The sequence below is a fragment of the Corynebacterium kefirresidentii genome (genome assembly GCF_016599755.1).
Taxonomy (GTDB): domain Bacteria; phylum Actinomycetota; class Actinomycetes; order Mycobacteriales; family Mycobacteriaceae; genus Corynebacterium; species Corynebacterium kefirresidentii.
Genome location: NZ_CP067012.1, coordinates 1600905 through 1623235 on the forward strand (window position 1 = coordinate 1600905; position 22331 = coordinate 1623235).

At 57.2% G+C, this 22331-nt stretch carries 24 protein-coding genes; 3 read left to right on the forward strand and 21 right to left on the reverse strand.

Annotation, left to right across the window (positions count from 1 at the left end):
• Positions 1–144 precede the first annotated feature (144 nt).
• Positions 145–1092 carry an HNH endonuclease signature motif containing protein gene (locus I6I12_RS07685; protein WP_234288103.1) on the forward strand — a complete coding sequence of 316 codons (948 nt, stop codon included), beginning with the start codon at positions 145–147 and terminating at the stop codon, positions 1090–1092.
• Here the strand turns inward: I6I12_RS07685 and I6I12_RS07690 are convergent.
• From I6I12_RS07690 to I6I12_RS07715, 6 genes are read right to left on the reverse strand one after another with little or no spacing between them, the layout of a single operon-like run.
• The gene (locus I6I12_RS07690; RefSeq protein WP_200287680.1) at positions 1089–2204 is read right to left on the reverse strand and encodes a cysteine desulfurase family protein; all 1116 of its coding nucleotides are present in this window, start codon (positions 2202–2204) and stop codon (positions 1089–1091) included. The genes I6I12_RS07685 and I6I12_RS07690 overlap by 4 nt on opposite strands.
• The gene (locus I6I12_RS07695; protein WP_200287681.1) at positions 2204–3145 is read right to left on the reverse strand and encodes an electron transfer flavoprotein subunit alpha/FixB family protein; all 942 of its coding nucleotides are present in this window, start codon (positions 3143–3145) and stop codon (positions 2204–2206) included. The genes I6I12_RS07690 and I6I12_RS07695 overlap by 1 nt, the downstream gene beginning before the upstream one ends.
• An 8-nt stretch (positions 3146–3153) precedes the next feature.
• On the reverse strand, positions 3154–3936 hold the full coding sequence (locus I6I12_RS07700; protein WP_023021736.1) for an electron transfer flavoprotein subunit beta/FixA family protein: 783 nt from the start codon (positions 3934–3936) through the stop codon (positions 3154–3156).
• A 24-nt stretch (positions 3937–3960) separates the two neighbouring features.
• Complete coding sequence (locus I6I12_RS07705) at positions 3961–5094, reverse strand: THUMP-like domain-containing protein (RefSeq protein ID WP_200287682.1); 1134 nt, start codon at positions 5092–5094, stop codon at positions 3961–3963.
• Positions 5091–5918: an NUDIX hydrolase gene (locus tag I6I12_RS07710; protein WP_049361369.1), complete on the reverse strand. Its 828-nt coding sequence runs from the start codon at positions 5916–5918 to the stop codon at positions 5091–5093. The genes I6I12_RS07705 and I6I12_RS07710 overlap by 4 nt, the downstream gene beginning before the upstream one ends.
• On the reverse strand, positions 5915–6736 hold the full coding sequence (locus I6I12_RS07715) for an ABC transporter ATP-binding protein (protein WP_049361370.1): 822 nt from the start codon (positions 6734–6736) through the stop codon (positions 5915–5917). The genes I6I12_RS07710 and I6I12_RS07715 overlap by 4 nt, the downstream gene beginning before the upstream one ends.
• A 58-nt stretch (positions 6737–6794) precedes the next feature.
• On the opposite strand from I6I12_RS07715, the gene I6I12_RS07720 reads away from it, so the two are divergent.
• Together I6I12_RS07720 and glgB are read left to right on the forward strand one after the other, a co-directional pair.
• Positions 6795–8804, forward strand: a complete 2010-nt coding sequence (locus I6I12_RS07720; protein WP_200287683.1) for a maltotransferase domain-containing protein — start codon at positions 6795–6797, stop codon at positions 8802–8804.
• Between the two features lie 44 nt (positions 8805–8848).
• Positions 8849–10966 carry a 1,4-alpha-glucan branching protein GlgB gene (gene glgB, locus I6I12_RS07725; protein WP_200287684.1) on the forward strand — a complete coding sequence of 706 codons (2118 nt, stop codon included), beginning with the start codon at positions 8849–8851 and terminating at the stop codon, positions 10964–10966.
• Between the two features lie 5 nt (positions 10967–10971).
• Here the strand turns inward: glgB and I6I12_RS07730 are convergent, their stop codons facing one another.
• The 15 genes from I6I12_RS07730 to I6I12_RS07795 form a co-directional block, all read right to left on the reverse strand.
• Positions 10972–11364: an arsenate reductase/protein-tyrosine-phosphatase family protein gene (locus I6I12_RS07730; protein ID WP_200287685.1), complete on the reverse strand. Its 393-nt coding sequence runs from the start codon at positions 11362–11364 to the stop codon at positions 10972–10974.
• Between the two features lie 20 nt (positions 11365–11384).
• Positions 11385–12311, reverse strand: a complete 927-nt coding sequence (locus I6I12_RS07735) for a tetratricopeptide repeat protein (protein ID WP_200287686.1) — start codon at positions 12309–12311, stop codon at positions 11385–11387.
• Positions 12312–12620 (reverse strand): thiamine-binding protein, encoded by a 309-nt coding sequence (locus I6I12_RS07740; protein WP_034656448.1) that lies wholly within the window; start codon positions 12618–12620, stop codon positions 12312–12314. It lies immediately after the preceding gene.
• Positions 12621–12630: 10 nt separating this feature from the next.
• On the reverse strand, positions 12631–12915 hold the full coding sequence (locus I6I12_RS12005; protein ID WP_080971253.1) for an Rv1322 family protein: 285 nt from the start codon (positions 12913–12915) through the stop codon (positions 12631–12633).
• Positions 12915–13607, reverse strand: coding sequence for an endonuclease NucS (nucS, locus tag I6I12_RS07745; RefSeq protein ID WP_049361374.1), 693 nt, complete (start codon positions 13605–13607; stop codon positions 12915–12917). Before nucS ends, I6I12_RS12005 begins: the two co-directional genes overlap by 1 nt.
• A gap of 23 nt (positions 13608–13630) precedes the next feature.
• Positions 13631–14107 carry a DUF2550 domain-containing protein gene (locus I6I12_RS07750; protein ID WP_023021746.1) on the reverse strand — a complete coding sequence of 159 codons (477 nt, stop codon included), beginning with the start codon at positions 14105–14107 and terminating at the stop codon, positions 13631–13633.
• Positions 14108–14288: 181 nt separating this feature from the next.
• Entirely contained in the window at positions 14289–14657 is a 369-nt protein-coding gene (locus tag I6I12_RS07755) for a F0F1 ATP synthase subunit epsilon (RefSeq protein WP_086588747.1), read from the reverse strand.
• Positions 14658–14667: 10 nt separating this feature from the next.
• Positions 14668–16113, reverse strand: coding sequence for a F0F1 ATP synthase subunit beta (gene atpD, locus I6I12_RS07760; protein ID WP_049361377.1), 1446 nt, complete (start codon positions 16111–16113; stop codon positions 14668–14670).
• Positions 16114–16116: 3 nt separating this feature from the next.
• Positions 16117–17106, reverse strand: coding sequence for a F0F1 ATP synthase subunit gamma (locus I6I12_RS07765; RefSeq protein ID WP_023021749.1), 990 nt, complete (start codon positions 17104–17106; stop codon positions 16117–16119).
• 50 nt (positions 17107–17156) lie between these two features.
• Positions 17157–18797 (reverse strand): F0F1 ATP synthase subunit alpha, encoded by a 1641-nt coding sequence (atpA, locus tag I6I12_RS07770; RefSeq protein WP_023021750.1) that lies wholly within the window; start codon positions 18795–18797, stop codon positions 17157–17159.
• 60 nt (positions 18798–18857) lie between these two features.
• The gene (locus tag I6I12_RS07775) at positions 18858–19673 is read right to left on the reverse strand and encodes a F0F1 ATP synthase subunit delta (protein ID WP_200287687.1); all 816 of its coding nucleotides are present in this window, start codon (positions 19671–19673) and stop codon (positions 18858–18860) included.
• Positions 19674–19679: 6 nt separating this feature from the next.
• The gene (locus tag I6I12_RS07780) at positions 19680–20249 is read right to left on the reverse strand and encodes a F0F1 ATP synthase subunit B (RefSeq protein WP_200287689.1); all 570 of its coding nucleotides are present in this window, start codon (positions 20247–20249) and stop codon (positions 19680–19682) included.
• 42 nt (positions 20250–20291) lie between these two features.
• Positions 20292–20531 (reverse strand): ATP synthase F0 subunit C, encoded by a 240-nt coding sequence (locus tag I6I12_RS07785; RefSeq protein WP_023021753.1) that lies wholly within the window; start codon positions 20529–20531, stop codon positions 20292–20294.
• Positions 20532–20633: 102 nt separating this feature from the next.
• Positions 20634–21434 carry a F0F1 ATP synthase subunit A gene (gene atpB, locus I6I12_RS07790; RefSeq protein WP_023021754.1) on the reverse strand — a complete coding sequence of 267 codons (801 nt, stop codon included), beginning with the start codon at positions 21432–21434 and terminating at the stop codon, positions 20634–20636.
• A gap of 455 nt (positions 21435–21889) precedes the next feature.
• Complete coding sequence (locus tag I6I12_RS07795; protein ID WP_023021755.1) at positions 21890–22315, reverse strand: Cg1360 family ATP-synthase-associated protein; 426 nt, start codon at positions 22313–22315, stop codon at positions 21890–21892.
• Positions 22316–22331: the final 16 nt, after the last annotated feature.

Genomic DNA, 22331 nt, shown 5'->3' on the forward strand with positions numbered 1-22331 from the left:
CTTTTCTGGAAAGATGCCAAACCAGACTTAGAAGACGATTTCGACATTTCTTGCCATACCCTTGCCACCCGTACGGGATTGAGTGAGCGGCGCACGCGCGATATAACCATGGCGCTCTACCGGCTGGCTGAGTTACCTCTAACAATGACCCTGCAGGAAACCTACTACTTCCTGGATTTCTCTCGCCTCATTACTATCGACGCCGTACTTAGCAAGCTCGGTGATGTCCCTGCGGAAACCCTCGAGAGGATAGACCAAGAACTATCTCGTTATTTGACCCCCTCGAAGCCGGGACAGGTACTGCCCTCCAACACGAATTTACGGCGAAAACTCAATGGCCTCATTGCTATTGAAAACCCATCCACCGAAGAAAATAAAGAGGCTCCCACGAAGAATAACTCCTATTTCACCTACTCCAGCTTCGGTGGCAAAGCCGGGCTAGCAGTTGAATTTGACGAAACTACCCTTATAGCTATCGACGAACACATCAGCAAAGCCGCCGAGGAACATGGCCTTTCCAAGGCAGAAGCACTGGCCAAATTGATTCTGGGTGAAATTGAGTCTCGGACTAAGGTAGTTCTGCATATGTATCGCGCCCATGATCAGGAGTCTGCACCCGCGTTTATCCGGGGATTCGGATGGGTAAGCCCAGAGACCGCGGATAACCTGCGCCCCGCTCAGACGCGAGACATGGACTTAGCCAAAGAAATGGAAAGCGAAAGCTACGTTACTCCCCCGCTCATAGGCGCCTATGTGGAAGGCCGCGATGGGGTGTGCCGCTGGCCGGGGTGCTACCGCCCTGCGGAAAGCTGCCAGAAAGACCACCGCATTGACCATGCTCGGGGAGGGAAAACTGCAGGGAGCAATTTGGCTTCACTATGCCAGCACCACCATAACGTCAAGACTGACGGCGGTGCTTTTTATATCATGGATCCGCACACTGGGGACATTGTGTGGCTGTTTGATGATGGGCGCTGGGAATATGACGAGCCCCAAGGACCGCTAGCACCCAAGAACAAGAACTGGGCGCTAACGGTGGGCCAAGCTATCGCCGCCCGACGGGCAGCGGCGAAGGAAAGGAATGAAAGCTAGACGGATCGGGCTCGGGAGATTACCTCGGGAAGATGAGCCAACACGTAATCGACATCTTCTTCCGAAGTAAGCCGGCCTAGCGTAAAGCGCAAGGAACCGATTCCTTCAGCCTCGCTTACTCCCATCGCTTCCAGAACGTGAGACATGCGGTTTACACCTGCGCTACAGGCGCTGCCGGTTGAGGCCTCAATCTGCAGGGAATCTAGCAGCATGATGAGGCTATCGCCATCTGCACCAGGGAAAGAGACGTGCAAGTGAGAAGGCAAACACGGTTCAGTGGAATTGATGACTGCATTGTCAATGGTGGCGAGAATTCCATCGCGGAGCTTATTGCGAAGCGCGGAAATCCGCTCACCTTGAGTAGAAATTTCCGCGACGGATTCCTCCAAAGCCGCAGCTAGACCGGAAGCACCAGCGACGTCGACAGTTCCAGGACGAATTCCGCGCTCCTGCCCACCGCCATAGGCAATGGGTTGGGGTGAGGGACTCCGCTTGGCTAGAAGTAGGCCAATGCCGCGGGGACCGCCGAACTTGTGGGCGCTAGCTGCAAGGCTGGTGATCCCTAGGTGGGAAAAGTCGATGGGAACCTTTCCTACCGCTTGCACGGCATCAACGTGTACCGGTGTACCCACTGCGCTGGCTCGGGCGGCAATATCTTCGATGGGTTGAATGGCGCCGGTTTCGTTATTGGCCCACATGCAGGTAGCGACGTCGGCAAGCGTGTCTAGAGCCGACAGGTCTGCTATGTGTCCGGAGCGATCGACAGGAAGAATCTCGACGGCAGCACCCGAATTGTGCAGCTTAGCCACGGTATCGCGCACGGCGGGATGCTCAATATCGGTGGAAACTATGCGGTTTGTTTTACCGGCCGCATAAAGTCCCTGAATGGCGATATTGTCTGCCTCTGTGCCAGAAGAAGTGAAAATCACCTCGATTGGCTCGCAGCCGAGGAGTGAAGCAACCTTCTCGCGGGCATCATCGAGCACAGACCGAGCCTTGCGGCCGGAACCATACTGCGCGCCGGAGTTCAGGGAGCCAGCCGCAGCTACCCACGCGTCAATCGCGCTCTGGCGCATCGGCTGGGTAGCAGCGTAGTCAAAATAATGCGGCATTATTTGCGTGCCTTCAGTTCCTCGGTCAAGGCCGGGGCGATTTCATGGAGGTCACCCACAACGCCAAGGTCAGCGATCTGGAAAAATGGCTCATCCTGGTCCTGGTTGACCACCACAATAGTGCCAGAGGTCTGCATGCCGGAGGTGTGTTGGATAGCGCCGGAGATGCCCAAACCGATATAGAGTTCAGGCGAAACGGTAACGCCAGTCTGGCCGATCTGATAGGCAGCGTCATAGAAGCCTTCGTCTACCGCATCGCGGGTAGCGCCGACTGCGGCGCCGAGGGCGTCGGCAAGCGGCTCGACAACATCACCAAATTCATCACCCACGCCCCGGCCGCCAGCGACGACCACCTTGGCTTCGGTAATTTCCGGACGTGCAGATTTCTGGGCAGGGGTAAAGGAAGTTACCTTGACATCTTTGCCAGTAGCGGCCGGCAACGGCATCGGGGCTGGTTGCGCTTCCACCTGCTGTGGTGCGGCCTCTACCGCGCCTGGGCGCAGCGTATAGATCGGGCACTGGCCGGTAGCGGTAGAGGTAGTCTCATAGGAGCCACCAAAAATGGTCATCTGGGCGGAACCATCAGCGGCGATGCCGCTGACATTGACCAGTGCGCCGGAAGCGAGGCGGGCAGCTAGGCGGCCGGCAATCTCGTTATTGGCGGGAGTTGCGGCCAGCACGATAGGTGCGGGGTTCGCGGCGCCGAGAGCATGCAAGGCATCGACTTCTGGAATCAGGAGGCGCTGGTCATAGTCTTCGGCCGTTGCTTGGACCACCTGCGCGGCGCCAAGGGCGGCAAGGTCAGCATCGAACTTATCTGCCTGCTTGCCGACGACCACTGCAGACACCGTACCCAATTCGCGCGCGGCCGTAATCAGTTCTCCGGTAACGGGAAGGACTTTTTCCGCATCGTGCTCAACTAATACGTAAACGTGAGACATATCGACTCCTAAATCAAGTTCTTTGCGGCTAGGAAGTCAGCGATCTTCTTCGCTGCGTCTTGCGGGTTGGGCTCAGAAATAACCTCGCCAGCGGTGCGCGGTGGGCGCTTTTCGGCGGCCGAAACGGAGGTAGTGGGCGCAATTGCCTCAATTCCCAAATCAGCTAAGGAGAAAGTAGTGATTTCCGCCTTCTTAGCGGCCATCAATCCCTTGAAGTTAGGGAAGCGCGGCTTGTCGCTCTTATCGTTCACAGAAACAATTGCAGGCAGCGGCGCTTCTAGTTCCCAGGTGCCACGCGCATCATCTCGCGTGCCACGCAGCGTGCCGCCCGCCAGCTCTACCTTGTGCAGCCCGGTAAGGGCAGGCAGCTGGCGGTATTCGGCGAGCAATCCAGTAAGTAGGCCGGTCGAGGCATCGGAGGCCTCGGTGCCAGCGGTGATCAATTGGACGTCGTCAAGCTTGTTCAGCGCAGCGTTAAGAGTCCATGCGGTCGACAGCGCATCCGCTCCCGCCAGCGAATCATCGGAGACAAGCACCGCGTCATCGGCACCCATAGCCAGTGCCTTGCGCAATGCTTCGTCTGCCTGGGCCGGCCCCATGGTCAGCGCTACTACCTTATAACCCGCATCCGGGTTGTCGTCGCGCAGGCGCAGGGCTTGTTCCACGGAATACTCATTAACCTCATCAATGACGTTATCCACGGAGGTGCGATCCAGGGTGTGGTCATCTTCCAAAGACTTGGTAGACCACGTATCCGGCACGTGTTTGACCAGAGCCACGATAGTTGGCATTGGGCACTCACCTTTCCGATATATTTATGTTGCGTAATTATCCTCGGACGATGATACTCGGGGTTTGCACAGCAAGGCGATTCCTTGTGCGCCAATTCGCGTAATGATTACCGCAAAAGGCTTCTTCCCCTTGAGCTTCATCTTCTTCCGCAGCTGGTCAGGGTCCACTTCTACCCCGCGCACGAGGATTTCCAAGCTCCCCGCGTCATAGGATTTAAGTACGGATTTTAATCTCTTTAGGGGTACTTTTTCTATGAATGGAAATCCCGAGGCTCCCTCCGGAATCCTCTCCCCTGTCAGGTACGCGATGCGCTCATCGATTTGGTGCAGCCCTTCCCGTGCCGCGTAATGCCGCACCAAGCCGGAGCGCACAATGGCACCGTCCGGGTCAATGAGGTAGCTACCAATGTCTCCGGCCTCGGGCAGGTTTGTTTCTTGATCATCGAGGACGTCTAGCTTGTGTCCACGAATCATTACTGCCCTTCGGCCGGTTCCTAGGCCTGGGGTATAAAGGCAGGCTTCTTTTACTCCGCCGTCGACGCTTGCGACGGTAACAAGGCCGTTCCATTCGCTGAAATCAAGGCCGGGTGCACACTTAATGGCCAATTCCTTGTCTCGATGCTTGTCGACGACCTCTGGAAGCGGTGGCACGAGATCCTCCGGCCGGGTGATTCTTCTACCTCCGGCGCGACGGGCGGGATCTGCAAGGAGGACATCGGCAGTCGTTGTAGTGGTGAGCGCATCAGCGCGAAAGATCTTGGTCGAAGAAAGATTGTGCCTCGCCATTCTCACGCGCGACTCGTCCAAGTCTGAGCCAAAGTAGTCGAGCGGAGAATTTAGACCTTCCGTACCGATGGAGCAGGTGATGTCGTGGACGCTGCCCACCCCCTGCTCTGCAAGAAATGCCGCCCGGTATGCCGCAACCTCGACGGGGGTTGCTTGTTGGGCTGAGTCGGCGTCCATCAGCCAATCACTGGGAAGCTTGCCCGAACTACGTGCGGTCACCAGCTCCATGACTGCGCGGCCATAGTCGCCGAACTTCTCTTTCAAGACTTCGGTGTCTTTAAGCCGAGAAGCCTTGGTCAAGGTGAGATCGAGGTGAGCAATTTCCTCGTGGTGCTCAATCAAGAAGCTGACTTCTGCGGGGGTATAACTCATATGCGGTCTAAAGGGGTGGTGGAAAAGAATTCGCGGTAACGAGGGTCCTCGCGCGGATCCCCGATAACAGGGCGCAGGTCAGAAAAGGACGCATCATCGAGGACTTCTTGAACCGAGGAGTATCTGCTCAGCCTCTGCATCTGCGCCCAAGTAGGAATGACTAGGCGCACCAGCCCGGCGCGCCAGCCGTCCAGGATGAGCTGGGGAGAAAACCATCCGGCATCGTCCGCCTCGTCGGTATCCCCATCGGGTTCTTGGCCAGAGGGCAGCACCCCGACGAAAAAGAAGGTGTCGAACCAGTGGCTTTTTCCCTTTCCTACCCACCGTGCCCAGGGAAGGAGCATATCGGCGTCGACACGCATGCCGTTATTGCTGAGGAATTCGGTAAAGGAAATGGTGTGGCTCTCGAGTAGTTTTCGCTCCTTGTGATACCGCCGTGCATTGGAGACAATTCCGTCTTCGCGGATGGCAAAGAGGGTGCCGGCTTCCTCAAAGAGCTCCCGGGCAGCGGCGAATACTAGCGCGTGGGCTTTGTACTTTGTTACGCCCATCCGTCGGGCCATGGAGATGACGGATTTTCCGGCCCATAGTTCGCCCGAGTCCCAGGAACGCGGCGGAAAGTCGCGTGGGTCTACGCCGCCGCCGGGAAAGACCGAATGCCCCGGGTAATTGTGCATGGTGTGCACGCGCTCTTGTACCCATACTTCAAGACCGTCGGTGCCGTCCCGTAGAAGCAGGACGGTTGCCGCCAAGCGCCCACCGTTAAAGCCGGTGGTATCGCTGGCGTCAACGGCATCGATACGGTCATGAAAAGGGTTGGTCATAGAGAAGCTCGGCGGGCGAAGTATCGCTGTCCAATGCGGTCTACCTGAATGGGCTGGTGGAAGGCGCGAGTCAGGTTTTCTGAGGTGAGGACTGAATTAATCAGACCTTTTGCCACTACCTTACCCTCATCCAGCAGCATGGCGTGGGTAAATCCGTATGGGATCTCCTCCACGTGGTGGGTGATCATGACGATGGCTGGGGCATCTGGATCCATGGCTAGATCGCCGAGGTATCCCACCAGGTCTTCGCGGCCTCCCAGGTCCATTCCGGCGGAAGGCTCGTCTAGGATGAGCAGCTCTGGGTTAGTCATGAGTGCGCGGGCGAGGACGACGCGCTTCTTTTCGCCCTCTGACAATGTTCCCCAGGTGCGCTCCTTCAGGTGGGTTGCACCTACCTGGGCCAAAATCTCATCAGCGCGGGAGAAGTCCATGTCCTGATATTCCTCCCGCCAGCGGCCCAGCACTGCATAGCCTGCGGAGACGACGAGATCGTCCACGCGCTCATTTTCGGGGATTCGCGATTGCACTGCAGCGGAGGAGATGCCGATGAGCGCGCGCAGATCGCGCATATCAGTTTTGCCGATCTGCTCCCCCATCAAAAAGGCGGTGCCCTTCGACGGGAATTCTTCGGCCGCGGCCATGCGCACTAGCGAGGTCTTACCCGCGCCATTGGGGCCAATAATGACCCAGCGCTCATCGAGCTCCACTTGCCAGTCCACAGGACCAACGAGGGTCTTGCCGCCGCGGCGCAACTCGACGCCGCGAAAATCTACGAGCCAATCTTGATCTGTAGGAGTTACGTCGTTCACGCCCTCCATTGTGACTGATTTATTCTTTGCCCGGTGAAATTGACACAGCTGCATTAGTCTTATGGGCATGACTACTCGCCTTGGTATTGACGATGTCCGCCCGCTTATCTCCGCCGGTTCTGTAGCTTCTAAAGCCGTTGTGGGCGAGGTAATTCCTGTCACCGCACTGGTCTGGCGCGAAGGCCACGACGCGGTCTCAGCCACTTTGTCTGCCTGGGCGGCGCGGTCCACGGCTACGTCCTCTGTCACCATGCAGGTAGACCCCAAAGACCAAGATCGAGTGCACGGCGTCTTTACCCCAGGCACCCAAGGCACCTGGTACTTCCGCGTCGATGCCTGGTCCGATCCCATTGCTACGTGGAAGAACGCGGTTACTAAAAAGATGGCGGCTGGGCAATCCGCTGCCGAGTTGGCCAATGACTTCCAGCATGGTGCGGATCTATTTTCTCGGGCGGCTCTCCAGACCCCCTCGGATATTGTGGCGCCCCTCTTTGCTGCTGCACGGGACTTGGAGGATGAGTCCTTGGACGTCGATAAGCGCGTGCAGGTAGCGCTCTCGGACGAGGTCACAGACATCCTGCACTCCCATCCCCTGCGCGATCTCCTAGTAGAAGGCGCCATTCACGAGGTCTACGTGGAGCGCCCGGCCGCGCTTTATAACTCGTGGTATGAGCTCTTCCCCCGTTCCACGGGTGGCTGGGACAAAGAGGGAAATCCTGTGCACGGCACCTTCGACACTACTGCCCAAGCACTAGAGCGCGTGGCCGATATGGGCTTCGATACGGTGTATTTTCCACCCATTCATCCCATTGGCAAGGTGCACCGCAAGGGAAAAAATAACTCGGTCGTTGCTGAGCCCGGTGATGTGGGAAGCCCGTGGGCCATCCAGGACCACTCCACCACCCACCCCGAATTGGGCACAATAGAAGACTTCAAGAAGCTGGTCTCTCGCGCCGAGGAGCTTGGCCTGGAAGTAGCGCTTGATTTCGCGCTGCAGGCATCGCCCGACCACCCGTGGGCCACCAGCCACCCAGAATTTTTCACGGTCCTTCCTGATGGCACCATCGCCTACGCTGAGAACCCACCGAAGAAGTATCAGGATATCTATCCACTCAACTTCGATAACGCACCTGATGCCATCTACCACGAAATCTATGAAACGCTCATGATTTGGGTCGAAGCCGGAGTGAGCACTTTCCGCGTAGATAACCCACACACCAAGCCCGCCAACTTCTGGGATTGGCTGATTACCCGCGTACACGCCACCCACCCAGACGTCATCTTCTTGGCAGAGGCCTTTACCCGCGCCCCTCGCCTTTTCGGGCTAGCAAAAGCAGGCTTTTCCCAGTCCTATACCTACTTCACTTGGCAGACCACGAAGCATGAGCTCACCCAATTTGGCCAGATGCACGTAGAGCAGGCGGATATTTGCCGGCCTAATCTTTTTGTCAATACCCCGGATATCCTGCATGAATCTTTACAAACCGGGGGGCGCGCCATGTTCGCCATACGCGCTGTCCTCGCTGCCACCATGTCTCCACTATGGGGCGTGTACTCCGGTTTTGAGCTCTATGAGCACACCCCGGTAGCCCCAGGGTCCGAGGAATACCTCGATTCGGAGAAGTACGAATTGCGGCCGCGCGACTTTGCTGCTGCGGTTGCGTCAGGAGACTCTTTAGAGTCCTATATCCGGCTGCTCAATCAGATTCGCCGCGATAACCCCGCATTGCAACAACTGCGTACCCTCCGCTTCCATGACACCGACAATGACGCCATCATTGCCTATTCCAAGGCTGATCCAGCCACTGGCAATGTGGTCCTCGTCGTGGTCAACCTGGATCCGCGCAATGCGCAAGAAGCGACCGTTACGGTAGATATGCGCACTATCGGCCGCCATCCCGGCGAGTCCTATACCGTCCAAGACACGATTACCGGCTCTGCCTATCACTGGTCCGAGCGCAATTTTGTGCGCTTAGAGCCGCTTCGCGACGTCGCCCATGTCTTCGTCCTTCCCCCTGCCGACCACGCCCTGCAGGAGCAGCTCACCTGGCGCGAGGTCACCGACTATCGCCCGTAAACATTTGTCCACCGGAACGCGCCCAATCTAGGTACCCTGATTATATGAACATCCCGGCCGCTGACCTCGCTCGCCTCAATGACTGCCGCCACCATGACCCACACGGATTCTACGGCTGGCATGAAGGTACCGTCCGTACCCGCCAGCCTGGTGCCACCGCGGTACAGCTTCATACCCCCACGCAATCCTTGTCTATGAATTTGGTGGGCGACGATATCTGGGAAGCGGAAGTAGGCGAGAACTGCGATTACCGCCTCGAAATCTCCTACCCCGGCGCCCCTACCCGCACCGTGGCAGACGGATATCACTTCCTGCCCACCATCGGATCCCTAGATCTGCACCTTATCGGCGAAGGCCGCCACGAGCGCCTTTGGGATGTCCTCGGCGCCAACCTACGTTCTTATGACACAGAGATGGGTCCCGTAAGCGGTGTGTCCTTTGCCGTATGGGCCCCCAATGCCCAAGGTGTTGCCGTCGTGGGCGATTTCTGCGGCTGGAATCCTACCCAGTATCCGATGCGTTCGCTCGGTTCTACCGGCGTATGGGAGGTCTTTGTCCCAGGCATCGGTGCTGGCGAGCACTATAAGTTCGCCATCTTTAGCCAGGAAGGCCGCAAAGACAAGGCCGACCCATTGGCCAAGCGCACCGCCTGCCCGCCGGAAACTGACTCGATCGTGGATTCCACCAGCTTCGGCTGGTCTGATTCCGCGTGGATGGACAAGCGCACCGGCAACCTAGATGTCCCGATGAGCATCTATGAGGTCCACGTTGGCTCGTGGAAGGTCGGGGCGAATTATAACCGACTTCGCGAGGAGCTCATCCCTTATCTCAAGGAGCATGGCTTTACCCACGTCGAGCTCTTGCCCGTGGCCGAGCACCCCTTCGGCGGCTCTTGGGGCTACCAAGTCTCTGGCTATTACTCGCCTTCAGCGCGGTGGGGCTCGCCGGATGAGTTCCGCGCATTAGTCAATGCACTGCATGAAAACGGCATCGGGATCATCGTGGACTGGGTGCCAGCCCACTTCCCCAAAGATGACTGGGCCTTAGGCCGCTTCGATGGTCAAGCGCTTTATGAGCACCCCGATCCCCGCCGCGGCGAGCAAGCCGACTGGGGTACCTATGTTTTTGACTTTGGCCGCAATGAGGTGCGCAATTTCCTCGTAGCCAACGCCCTGTATTGGGCTGAAGAATTCCACATTGACGGCCTGCGCGTAGACGCCGTCGCTTCCATGCTTTACCTGGACTACTCCCGCGATGAATGGCTACCCAATCAGTTTGGCGGGCGCGAGAATTTAGAAGCAGTCCAATTCCTGCAGGAAACCAATGCCACCCTCAACCGCACCCATCCTGGCGTACTCACCATCGCCGAGGAATCCACCTCCTGGCCGGGCGTTACCGCTCCTACTTCCGAGAACGGGCTGGGCTTTTCCCTGAAGTGGAATATGGGATGGATGAATGACACCCTGGAGTACTTCAAGCACGAGCCTATCCACCGCTCCTATCATCATGGCGAGCTCACCTTCTCCATGGTGTATGCCTATTCTGAGCGCTACGTGTTGCCGTTTAGCCACGACGAAGTAGTCCACGGCAAGGGTTCACTGTGGCAGCGCATGCCTGGCGACGACTGGAATAAGGCCGCCGGATTGCGCGCTTTGTATGGCTACATGTTCTCCCACCCTGGCAAGAATCTGCTCTTCATGGGCCAGGAATTTGGACAAACCACCGAGTGGTCCGAGGAGCATTCCGTGGATTGGGGCAACCTCGATGGTTGGGGCAATGAGTGGCACCGGGGCATTAAGCGCCTCGTGCGCGATATCAACCTCATCTACCGCGACACTCCAGCTTTGTGGAGCCAGGATTTCAGCCAAGACGGCTTTCAATGGGTCAAGGCCGATGACTCGAACAATAACGTGCTGGGTTACGTCCGCTATGGCGCAGACGGCTCTGCCTTGCTCGCCGTGTGCAACCTTTCGGGTTCTTCCATTCCCGACTACGGCCTCTGGGTTCCACGTGATGGTGCTTGGAAAATGGTACTTAACACCGATGATGCCGTTTATGAGGGCGCTGGGAACCCGCTTCCTCAGCATATTCACGTGGCGGATAATTCCGCCACGCTTCACCTACCGGCCAACTCGGTGCAGTGGTACGTACTGGAGCAATAAAACGCCTATCGCTGCGTGCGTAGGAACTCCACCACGCGCGCTTCGATATCATCGCGAAGCGCATCCATGCGCTCTTCACCCTCCAGACCACGCAGCGAAGGATCCTCGATGGCCCACCTCTGCGCTGGCCCGTCATATTCCGCATCACCTACCACGATGACGTGGTCGACAGCGGCAGCAAGGTGGGGATCCACTAGAGCAGGAGTACCAGTCATTTCTGCCCCCACCTTCGCGAGGGAAGCTTTGGCCTCTTGATTGATGCCCTGCTGGGTATGCTCCGGGGTAGTTTGCACCCCAGCCGAGTAAATATCCCACTCAGGCGCATGCTTGGCGGCAAGCGCCGCAGCCATCTGCGACTTGCCGCGATTTGTATTGCACAGGAAAAGCACTGAAGTCATGCTTTCCCATCCTACCCAAGCTAGTACAGGGCACTCGCCAGCTTGGTTCGAGCTTCCATCACACGCGGATCATTGCCCTCAAAGAGCCCGAAAAGCTCCAGCAAGCGCTCGCGCACGCGAGCTTTCTCATCACCGGCCGTTGCCTTCATCGTCTCGATGAGGCGATCAAAGGCCTTTTCTGGGGCGCCGGCAACCACTTCGGCGTCGGCAGCACGCATCTGCTTATCGACGTCCCCCTTGTCCCCTTCCGCAGCCGCAATCGGATCCTCAGTCTGGTTGGCAGGATCAAGGCGCTTGAGCAGTACGGTTGTATCGCGGGCCTGCTTAATCTGCACGTTTTCGGGCTCAGCCTCCAAGATGGAGTTATAGACCTTAAGAGCACCATCAAAGTCGCCAGCATTTAAGAAGCCCTCTGCTTCTTGGAGACGCGGATCCTCTTCTTCCTCTTGGGTCTGGGGCTCTCCCGCATCGCTCTGTAGGCCCTTCAACTGTGGGCCAACATTCTGCACCAGGGCATCTACCCATTGTTTTAGCGCATCTAGTGGTTGTGCACCCTCGAAATTCGTCAGCGGCTGCCCAGCGCCCAGGGCCACCACAGTGGGGAGGTTCTTCACGCCAAAGGCCTGCGCAACCTGTGGGGTAGCATCTGCATCCACGTAGGCAACTAGGAAGCTGCGGTTTCCTTGCGCTGCCAAACCTTGCAGATCGGTCTTTAGCTGCTCCGACTGCGTGGAACGGGCGGTGCCAATGAGTACAATCACCGGAACTTCCGTAGAACGGCGCACCACGTCCTGGTCGAAGTTAGCTTCCGTCACAGTGAAGAAGGGCTGGATCCCGCCAGCAGTGGTCTGCGGAGATTCCTGCGCCTTCTGCCGTGCCTCGGCCCGCGCCTTTACTTGGCTGAGGTCGAGCGCGCGTCCTACATAAGCGTTATTTGCTGAAGTCATCTAGTCCTCCTTTGCAAGGCGGCGGTTAACCGCATCTACCTTGTCAGTCAGTTGATTGGTTACGCCCTCGCGAATATCAGCCTTGACCACCAAAGATGTGCGCGGGGATACCGCACGCACCGCGTCAGTGGCCTTCTTAATAGTTCCAAAGACCTCGTCCCACTCGCCTTCAAGCAGGGTGAACATGGCATTGGTCTCGTTAGGAAGGCCAGATTCGCGGACTACGCGCACGGCCTCAGCGACGGCGTCAGCCATTTCTTGGGAGTCATTATTGACTACTGCGGGGGCTACAGAGAATGCAACAATCATGCCCGCTAGTCTACCTACGCTCCCAGCAGTGGCGGTGCCAGTGCCGACGATCGTCTCCCTGGCGGCCCACGTCGCGCGGCCACGCGACGATATGAGCCACCCCGGGAGGAATATTTTGATTACACCCTGGGCACACATAGTACTTTTGGGCACGCGCAGAACCGATATGCCGCATAACATAGGGTTCACCGTGCGTCCAGCTAGGCCCCTCGACCGTCTGCGAGCCGAGAAAAGTCGACCCATCTTTAGGCAAGGATCGAAGCTCGAGCGGTTTGCGTCTATTCCGCCGTGGCATTAGAACAATCGCAATTCGTTAGACTCAAGTCCGCGGAGTTCCTGATAGTCCAGTACGACGCACCGAATGCCTCGGTCCTCTGCTAGCGTGCGGGCCTGCGGTTTGATTTCCTGGGCCGCGAATACACCAGATACTGGGGCCAGAAGCTCATCACGGTTAAGCAACTCCAGATACCTCGTCAGCTGCTCCACGCCATCAATCCCACCACGGCGCTTCACCTCGATGGCAACATTATTGTTGTTTTCATCTTTCGCCATAATGTCTACCGGGCCTATCGCCGTTGGGTATTCGCGGCGTACCAGCGTATAGCTATCACCCAAGGTATCGATCTGGTCTGCCAAAAGCTCTTGTAAGTGAGCCTCCACGCCGTCTTTGACTAGGCCTGGGTCTTCACCCATGTCATAGGAGATTTCCTCATGGATCTCAGCAATTGTAATGCGCAACTGCTCGCCTTTAGGATTTTCCACCAACCACAAAACCTCGCCGGTATCGTCACCGTCTAGGTCCTCAATGGCGGATTCTTTTAACGTGCACGGAGGGGTCATCCAATTAAGCGGCTTATACGCGCGGTCGTCAGCATGCACGGATACAGAGCCGTCAGCCTTGACGATGAGTAGACGGTCTGCCATGGGAAGGTGGGCATCCAAACGGCCCACGTAATCTACGGAGCATCGGGCGATTACTAAACGCATGCCCTCTACCCTAGCGGGTAACCTTATCGCTTGGATTGACGGGTAGCGCGCTGGCGAAGTTGCCGGAAGTCGAAGCGCTGCTGACGTTTGGATGGTGCGGCCTCTACCCACGCCCCGAAGGCCATAATGCCGTGGGCATCAGATGCCAACTCATATTCCCGGCCCTTGACCCGAAAGCGCACAACCTCGGTGGCGGCAGACATAAAAGAAGCCTCGGCATCATCGAGCGAGCGGGTGCTTACTACTTCGATGTCGAGGCGGTTGATACGCAGATCGCAGCGCGGAGAAACGGAGCGGAGCTTGAAATACTCCACAAATTCGCCTTCATAACGCAGCGAACCATGGCGCCAAGAAAGGGAATTTCTAGCGGGTACTCGGCGTAGCAAGACGGCAGTGCCGCGGGCACGCACGGTAAAAAAGCGAAGCGCAGCCAGAAAAATAACCAGCAATAGGGCCACGCCAAGGGCCCACAGAAGCACTGTAACCACCGTTGAATTCATGGGCCTTCACGCCATCCTCGCTTTGTGGAGAAACTGATTCTTGAATTGTAGCGCTTGGCAGGACCTATACGCCAATAAGAAAAGGCAAAGAAAACGCAAAAAGGCGCCCCGGTTTAAACCGGGGCGCCTTTAGAGAGCAGGAAGGGCGGCTATTGCTGCCCTCTCCTATCAATCCAAGGTACTAAGCCTTGGCGCGGCGGACAGCACGCTGTGCGGCCTCGCCACGGGACTTGGCGAGCTCGTGCTCAGAAGCAAAGTCCTTCTGAGCCTTCTCCTCATCCACCTCATCGGACCAGATGGCCCAATCAGCGAGGACGGTGATCTTGTCCTGGGTAACGGAGAGGAAACCACCCTGCACGGCGGCGACGCGGCGCTCGCCGTCCACTGGGTGGATGGTCACCACGCCATTATCGATCAACTGACCGATCATTGGCTCGTGACCGGGAAGCACGCCGATCTCACCCTCGGTGGTCTCAGCCGTGACCATGGAGGCCTGTCCAGACCACAGCAGGCGCTCGACGGAAACCAATTCGGCGGTGATGTCAGCCATGTGCCTCTCCCTACTTCTCGTTCAACTTCTTGTATGCAGCCTCGACGTCGTCAAGGCCGCCCAAGCCGTTGAAAGCCTGCTCTGGGTAGTGGTCAAACTCGCCATCGCAGATGCGCTCGAAGGCGTCGATGGTCTCGGACAGCGGTACGTAGGAGCCCGGCAGGCCGGTGAACTTCTGCGCAACGAAGAAGTTCTGGCCCAAGAAGCGCTCGATACGACGGGCACGCTGAACGGTGACCTTGTCTTCCTCAGACAGCTCGTCCATACCAAGGATGGCGATGATGTCCTGGAGTTCCTTGTTCTTCTGCAGAATACCGATGACGCGCTGTGCAACCTCGTAGTGCTTCTCGCCGACGATACCTGGCTCGAGAATACGAGAGGTAGAAGTCAGCGGGTTCACTGCCGGGTAAATACCCTTGGAGGCAATAGCACGGTCCAGCTCGGTGGTGGCGTCCAAGTGAGCGAACGTCGTAGCCGGAGCCGGGTCGGTGTAGTCATCGGCAGGAACGTAAACGGCCTGCAGGGACGTAATGGAACGGCCCTTGGTCGAGGTAATGCGCTCCTGCAAAACACCCATCTCATCAGCCAAGGTCGGCTGGTAGCCCACGGCGGAAGGCATACGACCCAGCAGGGTCGAAACCTCAGAGCCGGCCTGGGTGAAACGGAAGATGTTGTCAATGAACAGCAGCACGTCCTGGTTCTGCACATCGCGGAAGTACTCCGCCATGGTCAGGCCGGACAGAGCCACACGCATACGGACTCCTGGCGGCTCATCCATCTGGCCGAAGACAAGGGCGGTATCTTGCAGCACGCCCATTTCTTCCATTTCCAGGAAGAGGTCGGTGCCCTCACGGGTACGCTCGCCGACGCCGGCGAAGACGGAGGTACCGGAGAACTCGCGGGCGATACGGGTAATCATCTCCTGAATCAGAACGGTCTTACCCACACCTGCACCGCCGAACAGGCCGATCTTGCCGCCCTTGACGTACGGGGTCAGCAGGTCGATGACCTTAATGCCGGTCTCCAGAATCTCGGTCTTACCCTCGAGCTGGTCGAACGCTGGCGGCTCGCGGTGGATTCCCCACTGCTCGCCATCGCGGCCGAGACCCGGCTCATCGAGGCAATCACCGAGGGCGTTGAAGACGTGGCCCTTGACGACGTCGCCGACCGGCACGGAAATTGGCTTTCCGGAGTCGATGACCTCGGCACCGCGGACGAGGCCGTCGGTCGGTGCCATAGACACGGTACGGACAAGGTTGTCACCGAGGTGCTGAGCGACCTCGAGGGTGACGGTCTTTGCAACAGCTTCGAGCTTGATGTCGACGTGCAGTGCGTTGTACAGGGCCGGCAGTGCCTCACGTGGGAACTCCACGTCCACAACCGGACCGATGACGCGCACGACACGACCGGCGACTGCCGAAGACTGTGCATTCTGCTCTTGCAGAGCTGTAGTCATAATCTAGTCACTTTCTGCGCTGTCAGATAGCGCGCCAGCGCCACCGACGATCTCTGAAATTTCCTGGGTAATCTGTGCCTGACGGGCCTGGTTAGCCACGCGGGAGAGGTCTTCGACCATCTCGGTTGCGTTGTCAGTAGCAGACTTCATAGCTGTACGGCGTGCAGCGGACTCGGAGGCAGAAGCCTCCAAGAACATAGCAAACAGGATACGCGAGACGTACTGCGGAAGCAGAGCTTCCATCAGCGTATCTGCGTCCGGCTCGAATTCGAATCCGGCGGCAACATCCTCCGCAGATTCGGCGTCGGACAGAGCGGAGTCACCGAGGTGGTACTCCTCATCCTGAATAACCGGCTCAACTGGCAACAGCTGCTGTGCGCGCGCAGTCTGGGTCAACATGGACTCAAACTCGGTGTAGACAACGTGTACCTGGTCAAAGCCACGTACACCTACGCCTTCACCCTGCGCATGCAGGCCGTCGCGGCCCTTGGTAGTGCCGTTGGAACCAGCAATAAAGCCATCAATCAGGTGACGGCGCACATCGTGGGTGGCCTCCCAGGTTGGGTCCTGAGAGAAACCGCCCCAGCTGCCAACTACCTCGTCCTCGCGGAACTTGTAGTGGCCGATGCCCTTGTTGCCGGTAACGTACCGAACTACCTCGTAGCCCTTGCTTTCCAGGAGAGCTTGCAGCTGTGCGGCCTTCTTGAAGACGTTGTTGTTGTAGCCGCCACACATACCGCGGTCAGAAGTGACCACGAGAATGGCTGCGACGTTTCCGTCTTCGCGCTCACGCAGCATGTCATGCTCCAACGTAGAGGCGGAAGCCAGCTTATTCATGATGCTGGTCATCTCAGTCGCATAAGGCTGAGATGCTTCTACCCTGGCCTGCGCCTTGGTAATGCGCGAGGTAGCAATAAGCTCCTGGGCCTTGGTGATCTTCTTAGTCGAATTAACGGACCGGATGCGGTCACGTAGTTCGCGAAGATTAGCCATCGTTTCTCCTCCCTTCTTTAATCTAGACGGTTAGTTATGAGTTCTGAACTCTACTTAGCCGTCTTGCGGGAGACGTTGAGCTCGGTGTTCTTTACGTCGCTTTCATCCAAAGGCTCTACCGGTGCCTCAGAGCCCAAGTTATGGCCTTCGGAGGTGCGGAAGGTCGGCTGGAAATCCTTAGCTGCCGCAACCAATGCGTCCTTGGACTCATCGGTTAGCGGCTTGCCGCCGGAAATCTGCTCAAAGACCTCTGGGGTGTTGGCGTTGAGGTATTCGTGTACCTCGTCCTCGAAGCGGCGGACGTCTTCAACGGGAACGACGTCGAAGATGCCAGCCTCGGCGAGGTAGATGGATACCATCTGGTACTCCACCGGCTGCGGGGAGGACTCGGACTGCTTCAGCAGCTCAACCAGACGGGAACCGCGCTCCAGCTGAGCCTTGGAGGCAGCATCCAGGTCAGATGCGAATGCCGCGAAGGCCTGCAGATCACGGTAGGAGGCTAGGTCCAGACGCAGGTTACCGGCAACCTTCTTCATGCCCTTGGTCTGTGCAGCGCCACCGACACGGGAGACGGAAACACCGACGTTAATAGCCGGACGAACACCCTGGTTGAACAGGTCGGACTCCAGGAAGACCTGGCCGTCAGTAATAGAAATGACGTTGGTCGGAATGAAGGCGCCGACGTCGTTTGCCTTGGTCTCGATGATCGGCAGTGCGGTCATGGAGCCAGCACCCATGTCGTCGGAAAGCTTGGCAGCACGCTCCAGCAGGCGGGAGTGCAGGTAGAACACATCGCCCGGGTATGCCTCGCGTCCCGGGGGACGGCGCAGCAGCAAGGAAATGGCACGGTAGGCCTCAGCCTGCTTGGTCAGATCATCGTAGATAACCAGGACGTGGTTGCCCTGGTACATCCAGTGCTGGCCCAGCGCTGCACCGGAGAACGGTGCCAACCACTTGAAGCCGGCGGAATCGGAAGCCGGTGCGGCCACGATGGTGGTGTAATCGAGTGCGCCGTGCTCCTCAAGGGTGCGGCGCACACCAGCGATGGTCGAGCCCTTCTGGCCAATTGCGACGTAGATGCAGCGTACCTGCTTATCCTTGTCGCCGGACTCCCAGTTAGCCTTCTGGTTCAAAATGGTATCGATGCACACCGCGGTCTTACCGGTCTTACGGTCACCGATGACCAGCTGACGCTGGCCACGGCCGATCGGGGTCATTGCGTCGATAGCCTTGATGCCGGTCTGCATTGGCTCTTCAACCGGCTGGCGCTGCAGCACGGACGGTGCCTGCAGCTCGAGGACGCGCTCCTCTTCAGCGTTGATTGGGCCCATGCCGTCAATCGGCTGACCCAAAGGGTTAATTACGCGGCCGAGGAATTCCTCGCCCACTGGGATGGAGAGAACCTCGCCGGTCCTCTTAACCTCGTCGCCCTCCTTGAGGGACTCGAAGTTGCCCAGGACCACGACACCGATGGAGTTAGTGTCAAGGTTCTGTGCGACGCCAATCACGCCGCCTGGGAACTCGAGCAGCTCATTCGCCATAACGGACGGCAGGCCAGAAACCTGCGCAATACCGTCAGCTGCCGAAATGACCACGCCGACCTCCTCACGGGAGGCCTCCGCGGAGTAGCTCGAGGTGTAGTTCGCAATCGCACTACGGATCTCGTCGGAGGAGATCGTCAGCTCCGCCATGTTCTTCCTGCTCTCGGTAGTATCTTCCAGCACTTACTTAAATCGTTTCTGTCGTTTCGGCTACGCCATCTGGGCACGCAGGCGAGCAATCTTGCCTGCCGTAGAACCGTCAATGACTTCATCGCCGACGCGGATGCGCATGCCACCGAGGAGGCTGGTGTCAACCTCAGAGTGAATGGACATCGCACGACCATAAATTTTGCCCAGCTTCTCAGCGAGTACTGCTTGCTGGCCTTCGTTTAGTTCACCCGCTGCGGTAACACGCGCAATGGTGCGGTCCTGCAGGTCTGCTGCAGAATCAGCCAAAGCGGCCACATCATCGATCGGGTTCTGCTCTGGGCGGGAGATGGCCTGAAGCACCAGTGCCTCAGTAAACATCGTGACCTTGCCATAGAGCACGTTTGCCAGCAATCCGCGCTTGCGGGCGGAATCAGCAGTTCGGTCGGAAAGCAGCTGGGTGAGCTCGCCCTCGCGGTCAAGGATCTGGGAAAGGCGGAAGAGTTCGTCTTCTACCTGGCCCAGCTGGTCCTGCGCCTCAGCGCCACGCAGCAGTGCGCGGCGGCCCAAGGAAACCAATCCCTTGACAAAGTCCTTCGGAGTGGACCACTGTACGGCCGCAGCTTCCTGAATGATGCGCAGCGCACCACCAGAAATCTTGGAGCCAAAAAGGTTCTCCGCTAGGGACTTACGTGCCTCGCTCGGGGCGGCGATATCGGTGAATGCAACGCGCAGTTCGCGGTCATCATCCAAGACATCGACAACCTCAAAGATGTCCAAGCCCGCCTGTGCGGCGGTGGCGACGTTATTCTCGCCAGCAAGGATTTCATCCAAGCGAGATTGCGAGGTTGCGAGTGCTTCGCGGCTAGCTGCCTTCATAGTTGCCTACTTTCCGGCCGGTGCCACAGAGTCGAGCTCGGACAAGAAGCCATCAATGGTGGAGGACTTCTTAGAGGCGTCGGAAAGCTCGCCGCCCAGAATCTTCTCCGCCAGGTTGATGGAGTTCTGGCCCATTTCGGTACGCAGCTCAGTAACAACCTGCGAACGGGAAGCCTCCAGCTGCTTCTCGCCGTTGGCGACGATGCGGCGGGACTCTTCTTCCGCGTTGGTCTTGGCCTCGGCCTCGATCTGCTTGCCGCGCTCGCGCGCCTGCTCGCGAATCTCGGCTGCCTCTGCACGGGCATCAGCCAGCTGAGCATTGTACTTTTCCAGAGCAGCCTTGGCCTCGGCCTGCTGAGCCTTGGCACGCTTCAAGCCGCCCTCGATCCGGTCTTCACGCTCTGCCAACATCTTGCTGTACATAGGAATTACAAACTTCCAGAACAGCAACAGAATTACGATGAAGCACAGCAAAGACCAGAAAATGTCATAGTTCTTGGGCAGAAGAACAGAGAAACTACCCGAACCTGGGTTATCTCCGCCCTCTGCTGCAAGCAAGTAAACGACGTTATTCATTGGTCTCCCGTCTTAAAAGATTCGGTGTGAAAACTCGAGCTCTTAGAACAGGAAGCCGGCAACGAGGCCGATAAGTGCCAAGGCCTCAGTAAAGGCGATACCCAGGAACATGGTGGTACGCAGCTGGCCAGCCATTTCTGGCTGACGGGCCATAGCTTCAACGGTCTTGCCGGCAACGATACCGATACCGATGCCTGGACCGATAGCCGCCAGGCCATAACCAATGGTGCCCAGTCCTTCAAACTTCGAAGCGGCATCCGCTGCCAGAATGATTTCGTTCATGGTGAAAGTCGTTCCCTTTCGTAGAATTTCAGTCTGTCTCAAGACTGAATGTCGATGGTTTAAATTAGGTGGTTTACTCGGTCGCGCTCGTCGACCTCGTCCTTAGTGCGAATCAGCGTGCAAGGACAGCTCAATGTACACCGCCGTCAAAAGAGCGAAGATGTACGCCTGTAGGAAGATAACCAGAATCTCGAACAGGCTCATAGCCAAGCCCAGAATAATGGTTAATCCAGACAGTGCGGTCCAACCATTCAGCTGCCAGAAGAAGAAGTTCGTAGCAGAGAAGAGAAGAACCAGAATGATGTGTCCAGCAAGGAAGTTCGCCATGAGACGAATAGCAAGGGTAACCGGCCGCAAGATGAACGTAGAGAAAAACTCAATCGGTACCACCAAAAGATGCAATAGCGGTGGCAAGTTCGGAATCACTACCGAGGAGCGAATGAACTTACCAAGGCCATACCTCTTGGCACCCGCGTAAATCATCACAATGTACGAAACCGCGGCCAAGACAATTGGCATACCAATACGTCCGTTCGGCGAGACATTAAGCCCCGGAATAACGGTCGCAACGTTCATGAATAGAACCGCGAAGAAGATGCTAGCGATAATTGGCAGAAATCGCTTTCCCTCCTTCTTACCCAAAATGTCCTCAGCGATATGAATACGGACAAAGTCGACCGCATTCTCGCCCACATTCTGAATGCCAGAAGGAACCAACTTAGGGTTCTTAAAGGCGGCCCAGAAAAGGATCACCACAATTAGCGTCATCAAGATTCGAATCAGCATCAGGCGATCAAGCGCGAACCATCCGCCGGCGAAGTCACCGAAAAAAAGATGGTCGGCATCAATTTGCCCCGGGAAGAATTCTTCACCTAGATCGGGCGTGTGGAAGTGCCCTTTCATAGCCAATGTTGTAACGCTCAGCGTTCTCTCCCGTGTTCGGGCCACACAGCTTGTAAAAGCTTTTGTGGTGCGATGGACGTCTCAAACTTTCTGTCCTGTTCACGGACTCCGTCGCACATCAGCATGAACAAGACAGGGATTTACCAATACCGGAAGAGAGCACGTGCCTACTTCCACGGTAACCCGAAGTGAATCGTATCAGCTGGATCCTGAGTTTTTGCACGTGGGGGCCCCATAGAAGCTACTCTTCAATTCCAAAGTAAGTAATTAAGCTATAAACCTGCGATTTGCTGGCCAAACTCATAAGCGTGGAATTCATCACACCACATCTCACCCGCCCCTCGTCGGGGGTATAAATCTCTCATAACCGCAAGTAACAGATGAAATAGAGCTGCTCGATATCCCCCATGATGCTGAGCTGCCCCAAGCTTTTGGCAGCATTCTTTGGACGCCGATTAAGCCACGTACGTCACTTTAGAAGTAACTATCCCCCAGACTTCAGTTCCGAGGGTTACAACAAGAGCTGCAACTACGCTAAGAAACAAGGCCCACGTGTCATAGAAATCCATTTCCCTAATTACTGCCAAAACCCCCAAGAGCAAAACTAGCTTAAGCAGCCACCCACCGAGCACCACTGCAATTGTTGTCGAGGGGGTTGACTTGGCTGTAAATAGGACTGAAAGAGCCGTGCACAATACGAATCCTCCGCCTAGAGCTGCACCAATTAAGACGCCCCAAATTCCGGGAAGGCCTTTCAATCCCCCCCAAATGGCAAGTGATACCAACATAATGACAAGCAACGCTTTGACACCTAACTGCACGGCGCGTTTGAGGGGCAGACGCGGATCATCAAAATCAGAGTTTACTTTAGGATCATTCACGGAGACCGAGCCTACC